At 46.8% G+C, this 13,411-nt stretch carries 10 protein-coding genes; 8 read left to right on the top strand and 2 right to left on the bottom strand.

The features are described 5' to 3' along the window. Window positions 1–176: 176 nt before the first annotated feature. From L2744_RS01800 to L2744_RS01770, 7 genes are all read left to right on the top strand, one after another. A complete protein-coding gene (locus L2744_RS01800) occupies window positions 177–1,481 on the top strand; it encodes a DEAD/DEAH box helicase (protein ID WP_248990438.1) in 1,305 nt (434 codons plus the stop codon). A gap of 106 nt (window positions 1,482–1,587) precedes the next feature. Beyond that, window positions 1,588–2,397, top strand: coding sequence for a M48 family metallopeptidase (locus L2744_RS01795; RefSeq protein ID WP_248990437.1), 810 nt, complete (start codon window positions 1,588–1,590; stop codon window positions 2,395–2,397). 179 nt (window positions 2,398–2,576) lie between these two features. Further along, a complete protein-coding gene (gene bamJ, locus L2744_RS01790; protein WP_248990436.1) occupies window positions 2,577–3,194 on the top strand; it encodes a BamJ family beta-barrel-assembly machinery protein in 618 nt (205 codons plus the stop codon). Between the two features lie 72 nt (window positions 3,195–3,266). Beyond that, window positions 3,267–4,079, top strand: coding sequence for a 4-hydroxy-tetrahydrodipicolinate reductase (gene dapB / locus L2744_RS01785; protein ID WP_248990487.1), 813 nt, complete (start codon window positions 3,267–3,269; stop codon window positions 4,077–4,079). A 168-nt stretch (window positions 4,080–4,247) separates the two neighbouring features. Further along, a complete protein-coding gene (gene carA, locus L2744_RS01780) occupies window positions 4,248–5,408 on the top strand; it encodes a glutamine-hydrolyzing carbamoyl-phosphate synthase small subunit (protein WP_248990435.1) in 1,161 nt (386 codons plus the stop codon). A 27-nt stretch (window positions 5,409–5,435) separates the two neighbouring features. After that, a complete protein-coding gene (carB, locus tag L2744_RS01775; protein ID WP_248990434.1) occupies window positions 5,436–8,660 on the top strand; it encodes a carbamoyl-phosphate synthase large subunit in 3,225 nt (1,074 codons plus the stop codon). Window positions 8,661–8,827: 167 nt separating this feature from the next. After that, on the top strand, window positions 8,828–9,595 hold the full coding sequence (locus L2744_RS01770) for an RluA family pseudouridine synthase (RefSeq protein ID WP_248990433.1): 768 nt from the start codon (window positions 8,828–8,830) through the stop codon (window positions 9,593–9,595). A gap of 63 nt (window positions 9,596–9,658) precedes the next feature. Here the strand turns inward: L2744_RS01770 and L2744_RS01765 are convergent, their stop codons facing one another. Both L2744_RS01765 and L2744_RS01760 read right to left on the bottom strand, forming a co-directional pair. Then, a complete protein-coding gene (locus tag L2744_RS01765) occupies window positions 9,659–10,432 on the bottom strand; it encodes a substrate-binding periplasmic protein (RefSeq protein ID WP_248990432.1) in 774 nt (257 codons plus the stop codon). Window positions 10,433–10,638: 206 nt separating this feature from the next. Further along, complete coding sequence (locus L2744_RS01760) at window positions 10,639–11,727, bottom strand: methyl-accepting chemotaxis protein (RefSeq protein ID WP_248990431.1); 1,089 nt, start codon at window positions 11,725–11,727, stop codon at window positions 10,639–10,641. Between the two features lie 474 nt (window positions 11,728–12,201). Between L2744_RS01760 and L2744_RS01755 the strand changes: the two genes are divergently transcribed. Further along, complete coding sequence (locus tag L2744_RS01755; RefSeq protein WP_248990430.1) at window positions 12,202–13,371, top strand: endonuclease/exonuclease/phosphatase family protein; 1,170 nt, start codon at window positions 12,202–12,204, stop codon at window positions 13,369–13,371. Window positions 13,372–13,411 lie beyond the last annotated feature (40 nt).

Here is a 13,411-nt window from a genome sequence, read left to right as displayed (position 1 = left end):
GACACAGGGGATGAGGCAAGGTTTGATGAGTTGGCCTTATCCCCATGCAGACCTAAATAATGACTTAGGCAAAGGGGTTTAAGTAAAGGCCCTTAAACAAACCCCCTTAAACAAAATTGGTATTCTTAGGCAACACTCAGTAGACTTTCGCTCCCATGTTTTTATCCGGTGTTGTAATGACCTTTCCCGAGCTTTCTTCCCCTGAGTCGCTAACGTTTACCGAACTTGGCTTAAACTCGGCATTAATTAAGGCGTTACCTGCGACGCTGCAGTGTCCTACTCGGGTGCAGCAATTGGCTATTCCGGCCATACTAGCGGGGCGGGATTTGTTAGCTTTGGCACAAACGGGTAGTGGCAAAACCTTAGCCTTTGGTTTGCCCTTGTTGCAACAGTTACAGAGCGCGAAAAAGGCATTAACTCATAGGGCTCAAGCCCTAATATTAGTGCCGACACGGGAATTGGCGTTGCAAGTGACGCAGGCACTGCAAGCCGTAACGAGTGCGTTGCCAAGTGCAATCAAAATTCAAACCCTCTGTGGCGGAGTGGACCTTGAGAGCCAATTGATTGAGCTTGCAGGAAGACCTCAGGTTTTAGTGGCAACCCCAGGGCGTTTACTGGATTTATGCAAGCAGTCCCATGTCGACCTCGACTCGATAAAGCATCTCGTGTTGGATGAAGCGGATCGTCTGCTGGAAATGGGGTTCTGGCCCGATGTGCAAAAGCTGATGGCGTTGATGCCTAAGCTTAAGCAAACCTTATTATTTTCCGCCACTCTGCCCGAGGCATTGGATTCATTGGCGAGTAAGCTGCTGATTAATGATCCGTTACGCGTCGAAGCCCACAAGGTTAATTCAGTGGTCGCCGAAATCGATGAGCGGCTCTATTTAGTCAACAAGGGCAGTAAAGCGCAGGCATTGATCGCCCTGTTAAAACAATATCAATGGCCGCAGGTGCTGGTGTTTATCAGTGCCCGAGATGATGCCGATGCCGTCGCAAAAAGACTCGCTAAAGCGGGAATGAAAGTCGCCGCGCTGCACGGTGAGAAAGACCAAAGCGTGCGCAGCCAAACCTTGGCCGACTTTAAAGCCCATCGGATTCAAGTGTTAGTGGCGACAGATTTAATGGCGCGCGGCATTCATGTCGATGCCTTGCCTGTTGTTATCAATCTCGATTTACCCATGAGTGCGCCTGTGTATGTGCACCGAATCGGCCGCACCGCCAGAGCGGGAGCAAAAGGGTTGGCGATTTCCCTCGTGTGCCACGGTGAAATGACAACTTTAACGGCCATTCGTACCTTGACCGCACGGGAGTTGCCGCTGGCATTATTGGCCGAATTTCCAGTAACGGATAAGCCGAGTGAAAAAACCACTGATGGCGCCGCGGAGGGCAAGCTTGAGCCTAAGCGAGCGCCGCGGGATAAACAGGCCAACCGCCGCAGCATGAATAAACGCAGCGCAAAGGATTTTAACGCTAAGCGTTAATCTCATTTGGCTTATCTTACCTATACTCAGTAAAATCATTTCATTAGCTGAGTCCTTATAGGGCTCATAGATCTTCATGCAATAAAAAGATTAGGGAGAGCTCCACATGAAATCAAACCGATTAAGCTTGATGGTGATTACCGTCATGCTCGGATTATCGGCCTGTGCGACTACGCAATCGCCTACGGGAAGAGGGCAAACTTTGCTGTATTCATCGGCGCAAATGCAGCAGATGGGTGACAGCTCTTTTGAGGAGATGAAAAAGCAACTGAAGGTGAGTAACGATAAAAAGCTGACGCAATATGTCAACTGCGTGGCTAACCGCATCACCGCAGTATTGCCAGATCAGACCCAGCGTTGGGATGTGGTGTTGTTTGACTCTGAGCAAGTTAATGCTTTTGCGCTACCCGGTGGACATATCGGTGTCTATACCGGATTGCTCAAGGTGGCTAATGGTTCTGATCAGCTTGCCACTGTTATAGGCCACGAAGTTGCCCACGTACTGGCGCAACACGGGAATGAACAGGTTTCCCGTGGGCAGTTAACGGGTGTGGGAATGCAGATTGCTGATGCGGCGCTTGGGGTGAGTGGGGTGGCGAACCGTGACTTATATATGTCTGCACTCGGGCTGGGTGCTCAAGTTGGGGTTATTTTGCCCTTTGGCCGTGCCCAAGAGAGTGAAGCGGATGTCATGGGCTTAGAGTTGATGGCACGTGCAGGTTTTGATCCGGCGCAGAGTGTCGACCTATGGCAAAATATGTCGAAGGCGGGAGGAAGCCAAGGCATTGAATTGTTATCTACTCATCCCTCGAACAGCAATCGCATCGCTCAGTTACAGCAACTTCAAGGGCAAATGCAACCGCTATATAAAAGCGCGAAGGTCAATGTGAAGAACCAGTGTGTTGTGCCCAAATAGCGATAATTACAGTTTTCTGTAATGATTTAGCGTAGATTAGGCACTGCTGATGTATAACTACGCACTGGCGATGTAAAAATCCGTTGAAAATTAAATAAGCAGTCAGTTTATCAGCATAAGCCTCGGAACTATGCTAAACTGGCGCGCAAAATTCCACTGATAATTGAGAGTCGTTAATTATGTCTGATAAATTCAGCACTGTTGAACAGCAAGCAAGCTACGGCGTAGGCCGTCAAATGGGTGAGCAACTGGCCGCTAATTCTTTTGATGGTGTGGATATACCTGCCGTTCAAGCAGGTTTAGCCGATGCGTTTGCCGGTTTAGAAAGTGCTGTATCTATGCAGGATCTGCAAGTTGCATTCACTGAAATCAGCGGTCGAATTCAAGCTGCTCAAGAGCAAGCAGCAGCATCTGCCTCTGCAGAAGGCGAAACATTCTTAGCGCAAAACGCTAAGCGTGATGGTGTGATTGTGACCGGTTCTGGTCTGCAATACGAAGTACTAGTACAAGGTAACGGTGCTACTCCGACTTACGAAGATACAGTGCGTACTCATTATCACGGTTCTTTTATCAATGGTGATGTGTTCGACAGCTCTGTTGTTCGCGGTCAACCCGCAGAATTCCCAGTATCAGGCGTTATCGCTGGCTGGACTGAAGCACTGCAATTGATGCCAGTGGGCACTAAATTAAAATTATATGTGCCACATCAGTTAGCCTACGGTGAGCGTGGTGCCGGCGCATCAATTCCTCCTTACTCGACCTTAGTGTTTGAAGTTGAGTTGTTAGACATCGTCTAATGTGATTGAAACGCCTAAGCCTGTCTTAGGCGTTTTCTTATGGAATAGATGAACAAGTTTAAGGAGAGTGAAATGGGTGGACAAGTGAGAGTTGCAATCGTCGGTGCGGGTGGTCGCATGGGACGCACTCTTATTGAGGCGGCTTACCATCAAGAGCACATTCTTCTGGGCGCAGCAATAGAACGTGCTGGCTCAAGTTTAGTCGGTGTGGATGCGGGTGAGTTGGCTGGTGTGGGTAAGTTAAATGTCATTATTATGGATTCGCTCGATTATGCGACCGATGACTTTGATGTACTTATTGATTTCACCGCGCCAGAAGCCAGTATTGTCCATTTAGATTGGTGTGTTCGCCATAAGAAAGCCATGGTGATAGGCACAACTGGTTTCAATCAGGCTCAAAAAATACAGATTAATGCCTTTGCCGAGCAAACGCCTGTGGTGATGGCGCCAAATATGTCTGTCGGTGTTAACCTGATGTGGAAATTGCTCGAACTGGCCGCAGAGGTCATGGGCGATTATACCGATATCGAAATAATCGAAGGTCATCACAGACATAAAAAAGATGCGCCATCGGGTACAGCCCTGAAAATGGGTGAAGTGATTGCTAAGACCTTAGGTCGCGATCTTGAGAAATGTGCCGTGTATGGCCGCGAAGGACTCACGGGCGAACGTGATCGCGAAACTATCGGGTTTGCGACGATTCGTGCTGGTGACTTAGTCGGTGAGCATACCGCCATGTTTGCCGATATCGGTGAGCGTTTAGAGATCACCCATAAAGCGTCGAGCCGTATGACCTTTGCTAATGGTGCAATGCGCGCGGCGCGCTGGCTCGTGGAGCAAAAACCGGGCTTGTATGATATGCAGCAGGTTTTAGGTTTGAATTAATATTAAAAACGCCAATATGGCGTTTTTTTTTGCACCCAGTTACCAACGGGTGGACGGTTTCGCGTTTTTCCTGTAAACTCGCTGGAATTTGTCAAAATTTCGTGAAACAGCGGAAATTGGTATCTTAACATAACATAAAAACATTATATTTCAGTGGCTTGGCTCTTTATGGAGGTCGCGTTGACAAAGTCTGCCTTACTCGTACTCGAAGATGGAACCGTATTCACTGGCACAGCAATTGGTGCCGATGGACTCTCTGTTGGTGAAGTTGTTTTTAACACTTCGATGACAGGTTACCAAGAAATTTTAACTGATCCATCCTACTCACGCCAGATTGTAACTTTAACTTACCCACACATAGGCAACACTGGTACCAATAATGAAGATATAGAATCCAATGGGGTTCACGCTTGTGGTCTTATCATTCGCGATCTTCCGCTCATAGCAAGTAGTTTCCGCAATCAACAAAGCTTAAGTGATTATCTCAAAGCGAACAATGTCGTTGGCATAGCAGATATCGATACCCGCAAGTTAACTCGTATTCTCCGTGAAAAAGGTGCTCAAGCTGGTTGTATTATGGCTGGTGCAGACTTAGACGAAGCAAAAGCCCTCGCAGCTGCCAAAGCCTTCCCCGGTTTAAAAGGCATGGATCTCGCTAAAGAAGTCACTGCTAAAGCAGCCTATCCATGGCGCAAAGGTAGCTGGCGTTTAGTGGGCGGCTTACCAGAAGATACGCCAGCAAATGAGCTTAAATACAAAGTAGTAGCCTACGACTACGGCGTTAAGCAAAACATTTTGCGTATGTTAGTGGACCGCGGTTGCGACGTGACTGTTGTGCCAGCTAAAACCTCTGCCGCCGAAGTGTTAGCGATGGATCCCGATGGTGTGTTCCTCTCGAACGGCCCTGGCGATCCAGAGCCATGCGATTACGCTATTGAAGCGATTCAGCAGATCCTGAAAACCGACACGCCAATTTTCGGTATCTGTTTAGGTCATCAGCTACTCGCGCTGGCCTCGGGTGCAAAAACCTTAAAGATGAAATTTGGTCACCACGGTGCAAACCACCCAGTGAGCAATATCGAGAAAGGTAACGTGATGATCACCAGCCAAAACCATGGTTTTGCTGCCGATGAAACCACCTTACCCACCAACATTAAGGTGACGCATAAGTCGCTGTTTGATGGTTCATTACAAGGTATCCATCTCACGGATAAACCCGCGTTTAGCTTCCAAGGTCACCCTGAAGCAAGCCCAGGCCCGAACGATGCCGCCCCGCTGTTCGATCACTTTATCGAGCTTATTGAACAATACCGTCAGAACGCCAAGTAGTACGCTAGCTAGGAGAAGAGAGAAGCAATGCCAAAACGTACAGATATAAAGAGTATTCTTATCCTAGGAGCCGGCCCGATTGTTATTGGTCAGGCATGTGAGTTTGACTATTCAGGCGCGCAGGCGTGTAAAGCACTGCGTGAAGAAGGCTACCGTGTCATTCTGGTGAACTCTAACCCTGCCACCATTATGACTGACCCTGAAATGGCCGATGCCACTTATATCGAGCCAATCCACTGGGAAGTGGTCCGTAATATTATTGCTAAAGAACGTCCAGACGCGATTCTGCCAACCATGGGCGGCCAAACCGCACTGAACTGTGCATTAGAACTCGAAGCCAAAGGTGTTCTGGCGGAATTTAACGTCGAGATGATTGGCGCGACAGCCGATGCTATCGACAAAGCCGAAGACCGTAGCCGCTTTGACCGAGCGATGAAACGCATCGGTTTAGAGTGTCCACGTGCGGGTATTGCCCACAGTATGGAAGAAGCCTACGGTGTGCTCGATCAAGTCGGTTTCCCTTGTATTATCCGTCCATCCTTTACTATGGGTGGCTCGGGTGGTGGTATTGCCTACAACAAGGAAGAGTTCGAAGAAATCTGTTCTCAAGGCTTGGATTTATCGCCAACCAAAGAACTGCTGATCGATGAGAGCTTAATCGGTTGGAAAGAATACGAGATGGAAGTGGTTCGTGACCGCAATGATAACTGCATCATAGTGTGTTCTATCGAAAACTTCGATCCTATGGGCGTACACACAGGCGACTCGATTACCGTAGCACCCGCGCAAACCCTAACAGATAAAGAATACCAAATCATGCGTAACGCCTCTATGGCCGTACTGCGTGAGATTGGGGTTGAAACGGGCGGCTCGAACGTACAGTTTGGTATTAACCCAATCGATGGCCGTATGGTGATCATCGAGATGAACCCTCGGGTATCACGTTCATCTGCGTTAGCATCTAAAGCCACGGGTTTCCCGATTGCTAAAATCGCCGCTAAGTTAGCGGTCGGTTTCACCCTTGATGAGCTGATGAACGACATCACTGGCGGTCGCACGCCAGCATCATTCGAGCCTGCTATCGATTACGTCGTGACTAAAGTACCCCGTTTTAACTTTGAAAAGTTTGCTGGTGCAAATGACCGCTTAACCACACAGATGAAATCTGTGGGTGAAGTAATGGCAATTGGTCGTACTTTCCAAGAGTCACTGCAAAAAGCCTTGCGTGGTTTAGAGGTTAACCGTAACGGTTTAGACTCCATTACAGATATGTCTAAACCTGAAGCGATGTCGCGCATTCGCCTCGAGCTAAAAGAACCCGGTTGTGACCGGATTTGGTACATTGCCGATGCGATGCGTGCGGGTCTTGGCCTTGACGAAATCTTCCGCCTGACCAATATCGATCCTTGGTTCCTCGTGCAAATTGAAGAACTTGTTAAACTCGAAGGCGTTGTTGCTGAAGGCGGTTTAGCGGGTCTGGATTATGATTTACTGCGTAAGCTTAAACGTAAAGGTTTTGCCGATGCGCGTTTAGCCGATGTATTAGGGGTGAACGAAGCCGAAGTGCGTAAGCTGCGTGATAAGTTCGACTTGCACCCAGTCTACAAACGTGTTGATACCTGTGCGGCAGAGTTTGCGACCGATACGGCTTATATGTACTCGACCTACGAGGAAGAGTGTGAAGCTAACCCATCTAACCGTGACAAAATCATGGTCTTAGGTGGCGGGCCAAACCGTATTGGTCAAGGTATTGAGTTTGACTATTGCTGTGTACACGCGGCGTTAGCACTGCGTGAAGACGGTTATGAAACTATCATGGTGAACTGTAACCCTGAAACCGTTTCGACCGATTACGACACTTCAGATCGTCTTTATTTTGAGCCTGTCACGCTGGAAGATGTGTTAGAAATCGTCCGCATCGAGAAGCCAAAAGGCGTTATCGTGCAGTACGGTGGTCAAACCCCACTTAAATTAGCGCGAGCCTTAGAAGCTGCTGGAGTGCCCATTATTGGGACGAGTCCGGATGCGATTGATCGCGCCGAAGACCGTGAGCGTTTCCAGCAAGCGATTCAACGCTTAGAGATGAAGCAGCCTGAGAACGATACTGTCACCACAGTTGAAGGCGCAGTGATTGCCGCTGAGCGTATCGGTTATCCATTGGTTGTGCGTCCATCCTATGTATTGGGTGGCCGTGCGATGGAAATCGTCTACGACCAACAGGATTTACTGCGTTATTTCAATGAAGCCGTGAGCGTGTCTAATGCATCGCCAGTGCTACTCGATCGTTTCTTAGATGATGCGATTGAAGTGGATATCGATGCGGTATGTGATGGCGAGACAGTTGTGATTGGCGCAATTATGGAGCATATCGAGCAAGCTGGGGTTCACTCCGGTGACTCAGGCTGTTCCCTGCCGCCGTACACATTAAGCCAAGAAATCCAAGACCGTATGCGTGTCCAAGTGGGCAAGTTGGCGATGGAACTCGGTGTAGTCGGTCTGATGAACGTACAGTTTGCCGTGAAAGATAACGAAATCTATATGATTGAAGTTAACCCACGTGCTGCCCGTACTGTGCCATTCGTGTCCAAAGCGACCGGTGTGCCTTTAGCTAAGATCGCCGCGCGCGTGATGGCGGGTCAAAGCTTGAAGTCGCAAAACTTTACTAAAGAAGTGATCCCACCTTTCTATTCAGTGAAAGAAGTGGTGTTACCCTTTAACAAGTTCCCAGGTGTTGATCCACTGTTAGGCCCAGAAATGCGCTCTACCGGTGAAGTGATGGGCGTGGGTGACACCTTCGCAGAAGCTTATGCTAAGGCGCAGTTAGGTGCGACTTCTGAAGTGCCTAAGTCGGGTCGTGCATTATTGTCTGTGCGTAACAGTGATAAGAAACGCGTTGCCGATTTAGCGGCTAAGTTAATCGAGTTGGGTTACCAAATCGATGCGACCCACGGTACAGCCATTATTCTGGGTGAAGCGGGCATTAACCCACGTTTAGTGAACAAGGTACATGAAGGTCGTCCACATATTCTCGATCGCATCAAGAACGGTGAGTACACTTACATTGTTAACACGACAGAAGGTCGTCAAGCGATTGAAGACTCGCGTCAGTTACGCCGCGGTGCACTGCGTTACAAAGTGAACTACACTACGACCATGAATGCTGCATTCGCCACTTGTATGGCCCATGCTGCTGACGATCGTACCAATGTGACTTCAGTGCAAGAATTACACGAGCGTGTTTTGGCGAGATAAGCCTTTAACTGTTCATGCCATTCATTAAGGCCGTATAACCTAGGTTATGCGGCCTTATTATTTAGGCTAGTATCTGTTTTTGCTTAATTGTTCAGTTTGTTTTGAGTGCTTGTTCGCTGATTGTATTTTCTACTATTGTATTTCCTACTTAGTTACCTGAGAAAACTATGCCTGCTACAGTCGATAGTCTTGCCAAAGTTGATACGTTTATTGCGCCGCCTTGCCTTGGGCAAATACGCATTCTCTACCAAGACAGTGACATTCTGCTGATTGATAAGCCGAGCGGTTTATTGAGTCTGTCGGGGAAAAATCCGCTTAATCTTGATTCAGTACATTATCGATTAGTGCAGGATTTCCCAACGGCCACTCTGTTGCACAGACTCGATTTTGGCACTTCAGGTATTATGCTGGTGGCGCTGAATAAAACCGTGAATGGTTTGCTGACTAAACAGTTTCAGGCGCGCACGGTCGAGAAGCGTTATACCGCATTACTCCATGGGCATCTAACTGACGACAGTGGGGTGATTAATCTGCCGATCGCTAAAGATGTCGACAATTTCCCGCTGCAGAAAATTTGCCACAGCACGGGCAAGCTTGCGATCAGCGAATATCGGGTGCTTGAGCGGTTAACTGAACCTTTTGCTACGCGGGTAGAATTTACCCCAGTTTCAGGTCGCACCCATCAACTGAGGATCCACAGTCAGCAATTCGGTCACTCGATTATGGGTTGTGACCTCTATGGTGGTGTCGGTGAGAGGGTGACTGACAAAGCTGATGTGCATGCACTAGATGTCACAAGTACCAAGACGATATCTGATGCAACAAAGACTAAGATCACGAATAACTCAAGATTAATGCTCCATGCGACCCGCTTAGCCTTTGATCATCCGCTGACTGGAGAGCGGATTAACTGGATTTGCGACAGTCCTTTCTAAGTGGTTATTTTTTAAGTGAGTCTTAAGTGCTTCTAAAGAGAAATGGAGTTTAGAATATTGGGCTTAGTGAGCGAGCCCGATCCGTTCTGTTTGTAACGGTGGTGCATCATTGGGTAACCAAGCATGATAAATCGTCGCAAAGGTTCCATCCTCTTTTATGGCTTCAAGACTATTTTGCCACTGCTTGATCACTTCATTGGATGTTCCCTTTGAAAAGGCGATATAAAGATGGTTAGCACTAATCGTATAGAGGGATTCAACATCATCAATACTCGCACCCGCATCAGCCAGTATACTTGGCGCTGTTAAATTGGCATTACACCAGAGATCGATACGATTTTTTATCAGTTGCCTGGCGCTTAATAGCGGAGTGGAAGAGGCGGCAACATTGGTAAATCCCTGTTCGAGTAGCATTCGCTCCTCAACTGAGGCGCGGTAAACGCCGATCGCTCTGGCTGACTTAGCATCATCTAGGTTGGTGATTTTTATCCCACTGTTTTTTAAAGCGTAAAAATTAGTTGTCCCAATTGCAACTGGGCCAATCATAGTAAACATGTTTTCCCTTTCTTCTGTTCGAGTTACGGTAAAAAGCATGACATTGGGCTGTTCTGTTAGCATTTTCCAGCCCCGTGCCCATGGCACGACTTTGATGGGATCATGATTATTGATGCGTTTTTGTATTTCTTCAACGACTTGAACAGCCAAACCAGTGGCTTTACCATCAACTGAGAAACTGATCGGTGACCATTCTTCGGTATAAATATTCAGTGGTTTTGCCGCGATAGTAGGGGTGGCGAAAACCATAATAGGTAGCAGTATTCCAGTGACAAATTTCATTAATAACCCTAAAAATTATAACGTTATAATTGAGTCTGACTGCCTGCTCTAAAACGATTAAAGGTAAGAACCGTATTTTTATCAAGTATAGCTATTAGCTTGGTTTATAAGATTAAAATTTGATATTGGTTTTCAGGAAAAGAGCACGCACTATCGTGCTCTTAAGATTAGCCTAGTTGGTATAGTGCCGTGTATTTTGGCGTATTTTAGCCTTGGTGCACATCATGCATTAGATTATCGAGGCAATACACGACCCGCATACTTGCATCTTCCATTTGATGTAATTGTTTGACCATATCGCTTAAGTTGCCTGTATGTCTTGCATTCAGAGCGGCTTTACCCGCCTCGTGTACCGCCTTATGCGGAGCATCTAATGCTTTGAAATTGCTCAAGTGTTGATAATTCTCAGCGCCAAAACCTTTAAAATCCCCCTGACCTAAACGGCATTCAGTATGTGAGTTCATCTCGTGGTTATGTTGTGGTTTCTCAATTAATTGATAAATATGGGTTTTCCAAACTGCATGATCGAGTTTGGTGGTATTCAAAAAAGAGGCTGTCGCGGCATTGTGGATCACATACTGCATTTTATGTGAGCGTTGGAGTACGTCTTCAACCACTTGTCCTATTTGAGTCGATGATGCCGCAATATCAACGGCACTGGCTTGATTATTATCAACAATTTTTTTAATTTCATTGGCTTGAGAAACTATCTGTTTCACGAGTTTTTCTATCTGGCTACTAGCCTCATGGGCTTTACTCGCGAGTTGGCGCACTTCATCTGCAACCACGGCAAAACCACGGCCAGCTTCGCCTGCTCGGGCTGCTTCGATGGCCGCATTCAGTGCGAGTAAGTTTGTTTGTTCAGAAATACCTTGGATAGCGGCCACAAATTGATTGATAGAGGAGGTTGTTGTATCGAGTTCCATTACCGCATGCATACTTTGTTTGGCTTGCTCATTAATATAACTGGCTCTAGAAGCAAGGTTGGTAATGGCAACACGGGTTTGAGCAAAAACTTGATCGAGCTCGGATAAGGATTCCTCTTCTTCGGTAAGGAGTGATGCGCTGCTGGCTAACCCATCGCGAATCGCATTTAACATTTCTCCGCCTTGATTTTGGCAAGCGATCACTTCGGTAAAAAGATCTGAGTTTTGACGGGACTGTTGCTGCATTGTTTCATTTTCACGGATGATTGCTTTCAACTCATCGACTTCACTTTGATGTAAGCGCTGCTGCTCGGCAAGTTGTTGCTGGAGAATATTATTTTCTCTTTTTAGCTGGGAGTTAAACCACATAAAGACCTCTGAACACGTCGTTCGTACTGTTATAGCTATTACTTATAGAATTGCACTAGTGGCTCTACTGCAAATATAGCAATGTTAATGATAGGTTAAATAAAGTTTGATACTAAAATATTAACCGATCCTCAATGTTTATGCCTAAATTTTTTAGGGTTATTAGACTATTTGTGGTACGAACCAAGTTAAGGAAAGTTAAATGAAAAGTGGACCGAACACCTGGTTAACCAGTGACCAAAATGGCTTAAGATGTGGGTAAATCGATCACCATAATCGCTATGCTAAAGTAAACGACGGCGCCAATAATATTGGCGATGGCGTTTGGACTGCGCTGCTCAATAATCACTGTAGGTTTTGGATGATTTGGTATTAGTGTGCTCTGGGTATACCTTGATGCATTCTAAGAGTTGTAAAGATGTGGGCGATATTCGTTGTTAGTTGTTGAGTGTTCAGTTTGTTAGGGAGTAGGCTGTGGTACAAGATATTGATACTGATGAATTTAGCTTGTTAATTCCCCCTTGCGCTAATCTTAAAATTGCCAGTGTTAACTTGTTCAATTTTATCGAACCGCCATTGGCCTATTATGATTTTGAAAATATCTATAGTCATGGTCAATGGAAGAAAAAGTGTCACTGGCTGAGTGAGTTTCTAGCCCATCGTCAGCCCGATATCGTGGGGTTTCAGGAAGTCTTTAGTCCTGAGCCACTTATCGATATCGCTAAAGCACAGGGTCTCGTACATTTTGCCACTGTCGATAAACCTACGTTAATCAGTGATTATATATATCGAAGTCCGGTTGTTGCTTTGGCTTCCCGTTATCCGATTATCGAGGTGGTCAGCGTTGAGCCGGACCTGCGATTAGTCGCGGCCATGGGATTATCGAGTGAGTTTGCCTTTAGCCGTAAGGTACTGCGGGCAACTGTGGATGTACCACAAATTGGTATGTGTGACTGCTATGTGGTGCACTTTAAATCTAAGCGCGCGGGACTCGCTCTGGAACCTATCCCAACCATAGCTCAGTCTACGGATGCTATGACCTCAGCCAATGCCGACAATCAAACGTTAGCCAATATCAAATTGCACGCTGAAACTCAGTTATTGGTGGAGCAGGCGCTTGGGCGGTGGGCATCGACCATGCAACGTGGCGCTGAAGCCGCTTTATTGTTTGATGGAATATTAAAACGCAGGCAAGCCCGTCGATACCCAGTGATGTTGATGGGGGATTTTAATGATGGCCTGTTGATGGGGGCGTTGGACGCCTTGACTATTCGAGGCGAGAGTATTCACAGTGGTAATATTAAGGCGGCTGGTTTAGGTCATCTTTCCGATACATCACTTGCTGCGGTATTTGCCCAATATCAATTACAGGATGCCTATGAATTATTTATCGAGGCCAATTTAAGGAATAATGCGCAATACCATAGGGAGCATAGGGCGGCCACTCACTATTATGGCCCCAAAGGTTCAGTGTTAGATTATATTTTGCTATCGAGTGAGTTTGATGCCAATCAAGGGCGCAGCCTCGCTCAAGTCGTGGATTATCAAACCTGCGATAGACATTTAGTCAGACCTGAATATGAGCGCGATGCATACAGTACGGACCATGCGCCAGTCATAGTCGAACTCGCCATTCGCTCATAGGCGATAAAGCGATTTAGTGCGCTTATTTTTAGCGATAAAT

It is taken from the genome of Shewanella profunda, assembly GCF_023283765.1.
GTDB lineage: Bacteria > Pseudomonadota > Gammaproteobacteria > Enterobacterales > Shewanellaceae > Shewanella > Shewanella profunda.
This window is presented reverse-complemented; position numbering and strand designations above follow the sequence as displayed.